General features: G+C 46.1%; 4 protein-coding genes. All 4 read right to left on the reverse strand.

Features of this window, described 5'->3' with window-relative positions; genetic code table 11:
- Positions 1-64 precede the first annotated feature (64 nt).
- Positions 65-541, reverse strand: coding sequence for a tRNA (cytidine(34)-2'-O)-methyltransferase (locus tag GW12_RS05665; RefSeq protein ID WP_034584595.1), 477 nt, complete (start codon positions 539-541; stop codon positions 65-67).
- Positions 542-576: 35 nt separating this feature from the next.
- The gene (cysG, locus tag GW12_RS05670) at positions 577-1,950 is read right to left on the reverse strand and encodes a siroheme synthase CysG (protein ID WP_034584598.1); all 1,374 of its coding nucleotides are present in this window, start codon (positions 1,948-1,950) and stop codon (positions 577-579) included.
- A gap of 72 nt (positions 1,951-2,022) precedes the next feature.
- Positions 2,023-3,294: a serine--tRNA ligase gene (gene serS / locus GW12_RS05675; protein WP_034584601.1), complete on the reverse strand. Its 1,272-nt coding sequence runs from the start codon at positions 3,292-3,294 to the stop codon at positions 2,023-2,025.
- Between the two features lie 100 nt (positions 3,295-3,394).
- The gene (locus tag GW12_RS05680) at positions 3,395-4,162 is read right to left on the reverse strand and encodes an RsiV family protein (RefSeq protein WP_034584604.1); all 768 of its coding nucleotides are present in this window, start codon (positions 4,160-4,162) and stop codon (positions 3,395-3,397) included.
- Positions 4,163-4,356: the final 194 nt, after the last annotated feature.

The raw sequence follows: 4,356 nt of genomic DNA on the forward strand, positions 1-4,356 counted from the left end.
TGAATCTGCGAAATAAAAAAAGCTGCTCGAAAGCAGCTTTTTGAAATCTGAAGATTTAGTTTGTTTACAGCGGTTTAAAGCCCTGCTGACGCCATGCTTCATAGACGATGATAGCGGTTGCATTGGAGAGGTTTAGACTGCGAGAATTTTCTGTCATCGGCAAACGGATCCAGTGCTCTTTGGGAAACATCATGCGTACGTTTTCCGGCAGACCACGGGTTTCTGGACCCATCAGTAAGGCCACTGGACGATTTAGATCAGAAGTATGCGGCGTTTCAAAACCTTTGGTGGTCAGTGGATATACGGTATCACGCGTAATACCTTGGCTTTCCAGATTAGCCAGACATTCTTCGATATTTTCCCAGATCTGCATACGTGCATATTCATGGTAATCCAGACCGGCACGTTTCAGCTTTTTGTCATCCAGTTCAAAACCCAGTGGCTTGATCAGATGTAACTGTGCTCCCGTGTTTGCACATAGGCGAATGATATTCCCTGTATTGGATGGAATTTCAGGTTCATATAAAACAACATGGATCACAGCATTTCTCTACTTTTGGGGAGATAAGTGGCCTTTTACGACCACTTCAGTTTTTCACGTAAATTCACCACTTCACCAATGATGGTCAAGGTGGGTGCTTGAATATGGTGCTCAGACACCTTAGATGCAATATCTTGGAGCGTGCCGACCAGCACTTTTTGCTCTGGTGTGGTGCCTTTGGACACCAAGGCCACAGGCATATCTGGGCGCTGGCCATGGGCAATCAGTTGCTGGCAGATTTTTTCCAGTCCGACCAAGCCCATATACAGTACCAGCGTCTGGTTTTCATAAACCAGTTCATTCCAAGGCAGTTCAGGAGAACCTTCTTTTAAATGGCCCGTCAGGAAACGGACACTTTGCGCATAGTTGCGGTGGGTCAATGGAATGCCTGCATAGGCTGAACAGCCAGAAGCTGCGGTAATACCCGGTACCACCTGGAATGGCACGCCGGCAGCAAACAGCTCTTCGATCTCTTCACCGCCACGGCCAAAGATAAACGGATCACCACCTTTCAGGCGGCAAACGCGCTTGCCTGCTTTGGCATATTTCACCAGCAAGGCATTAATGCCTTCTTGTGGTACGGCATGATTGGAACGTGCTTTACCGACGTAGACTTTTTCAGCATCACGACGACAGAGTTCCATAATCGGATCAGAAACCAGACGGTCATAGATCACCACATCCGACTGTTGCATCAGGCGTAAGGCTTTCAGTGTGAGCAGTTCTGGATCGCCTGGACCCGCACCCACCAGATAGACTTCACCATTCGGTTTTTGCCATTCGTTCAGCGCCTGTTCAATCAGACGATCTGCTTCAGCCAGGTTGTCATTAAATACCTGCTCTTTCAACGGACTAGCGTACAAGTCTTCCCAGAAGATACGGCGTTCATCTGGGTTACTGATTTTTGCTTTTATAGCACTACGCCATTTCCCGGAAAATGCAGCCAGTGCGCCCATGCCATGTGGAATAGTCGCTTCTAGCTGGGTACGGATCTGACGCGATAACACCGGTGACGTGCCATTGCTGGCGACTGAAATCACCAGTGGTGAACGGTCAATAATTGCAGGAACCATGAAACGGCAATGCGGTGGATCATCCACACTATTCACTAGTACATTTTCAGCTTCACAGGCTTCAAAGACCTGACGGTTAACTTCAGCATCATCGGTTGCTGCAATCACCAGACGGTAGAAACGTAAAGGAATTTCAGGATTGAAAGGTGTCTGAACATATTGACCGGCGGTCGCCTGAACAATCTCAAGCAGACCCGCTTCGATCTCAGGTGCTACCACGGAAATGATTGCACCTGCTTTCTGCAGAAGAACTGCCTTGCGGTAAGCAATATGTCCACCACCGACAATCAGACAAGGTTGCTGCTGCAACTTTAACGAGATTGGGAAAATATCCACGAAAAGCCTCAAATTTTAAGATCTGACTGTCTAAGCAATTTTCATGCACATTTTGGTGCAGACACCGAATTTTTAGTCGATGTACTCTGCACCGCCCATGTAAGGACGTAAAACTTCAGGAATTTCGATCGAGCCATCAGCACGTTGATAGTTTTCCATCACGGCTAATAAAGTACGACCCACAGCCAAACCTGAACCGTTCAGGGTATGCACGAATTCAGTTTTCTTCTGATCCACACGGTAACGCGCTTTCATACGGCGTGCCTGGAAGTCCCACATGTTAGAACATGAAGAAATTTCACGATAGGTATTTTGGCTAGGTACCCAAACTTCAAGGTCATAAGTTTTGCATGCACCAAAGCCCATATCACCGCCACACAGCACAATTTTACGATATGGCAAGCCAAGAGCCTGCAAGATGCCTTCAGCATGACCTGTCAATTCTTCCAGTGCCTGCATAGAATCTTCAGGTTTCACGATCTGAACCATTTCTACTTTATCGAACTGGTGCTGACGGATCAGGCCACGTGTGTCACGACCATAAGAGCCGGCTTCACTACGGAAACATGGCGTATGTGCAGCATATTTTAGTGGTAGACGGTCGGCATCAATGATTTCATCACGAACGAAGTTAGTCACTGGTACTTCTGCAGTCGGAATCAGGTAAAACTCTTTCTCACCTTGCAACTTGAACAGGTCTTCTTCAAATTTTGGTAATTGACCCGTACCACGTAGAGAATCAGCGTTCACCAAGTAAGGCACATAGGCTTCGGTATAACCATTTTTCAGAGTATGGGTGTCCAGCATAAACTGGGTAATCGCACGTTGCAGACGCGCCAATGGACCTTTCAGGACACTAAAACGGGAACCAGTTAACTTAGTCGCAGTTTCAAATTCCAGACCACCCATCATTTCACCAAGATCAGTGTGGTCTTTGATTTCGAAGTCAAAAGTACGTGGTGTACCCCATTTCAGGATTTCCACGTTGTCATTTTCATCTTTACCTGCTGGTACTGATTCATGTGGCAGGTTAGGAATAGATAAAGATTTCTCTTCAAGCTCAGCTTGCAGTTCAGCCAGTGCAGCTTCAGCAGCTTTGATTTCATCACCAATCGCAGCCATGCGTGCCATGATTTCAGAGGCATCGCCACCGGCTTTCTTGATTTGGCCAACCTGTTTCGCACCCGCATTACGCTCAGCTTGCAGCGATTCAGTTTTGGACTGAATTTCCTTACGGCGAGCTTCCAGTGATGCCCACTCTTCGACATTCAGCTGAACACCACGTTTTGCCAAGGCTAAATTTACAGCCTCAATATTATTTCTGAGTAATTTCGGGTCGATCATAGCCAATCTTTAGATAAGAAAAAAACTGGCTATAGTGTAAGCTCTTAACGCTAAAAAATACAGTAACCCATCGGGTGGCTGGCCTTTATTAGCACAATATTTAAGGGGTTGTTGCTACCAATCCGGTTAAATATTCTGGCTTGATCAGCTTCGCCAGGTCAGTATAGGAAATTTTCAGCTCTGGCATACCCATCGTGTAATCGGCCAGTTCATACAGCGGATAAACCAGTACCAAGCCATTCGCACCAAAGTAGAAATTATCGCTCAGTTTCAGCTGTTCCTTGTTAATGCCCCGTGCATTTAGCCAAACCAGATTAGAATCATATAAGGTATCTAAAAGTTTCTGTTCTGAACCTTTCTGCAAAATATCTTCTAAAGCAATACGCTTCTGTTTGTTTAAATCCAGATTAACGTATTCAGTATGGTATAGCCCATGCTCAGCACCGGTCTTGAAGTTGTAGGTCTTAATGACAAAGGTTGCCAGATCATAACGCTGCCCGACCAAGCTCACAGTCATGGAACGCTGTTCTACACTGTTCACCTCATCCTCAGTGGCTTTCGTTTGCTGTACTTTAAACGCTACCGGTTCAGCGCGTTTCAGACGTTCAAGGAAATAATCATCAATCCAGGCGACATTGCTTTGTATAGTTTGCAGATCAAAACGGGTACAACCTTCTTTTTCACAGGATAAAGTCCGCGCACCTTCTACTGCGACCGTCTTGGCTTGGATCAATGGAATCGTATCCTGCTTCTGCTCAACTACCGTTTGTGCCTGTGGCTGTTCCTGTTGCTGACATCCAAACAATCCACCCATGCTGATGGTAATCAAGCTCATCCACAGTACCGGTTTCAATTGCTGCATCTTCATCCTGAAATCCTTGGGTTTGGCGTTTTAATCACAAGAGGTTGTCTACTATACAAAGCTCAGCTCAGGATTGACACGTCCGCATAGTCACAAACCTGATTTCATTGGTATTCCTGAGCACTTTCCGATCAGTTAACCATAAAAAAGGCAGCCTGATTGGGCTGCCTCATGGATATATCTAACCTGAGTTCGATATA

Source organism: Acinetobacter sp. HR7 (genome assembly GCF_000773685.1).
In the GTDB taxonomy this organism is placed as follows: Bacteria; Pseudomonadota; Gammaproteobacteria; order Pseudomonadales; family Moraxellaceae; genus Acinetobacter; species Acinetobacter thermotolerans.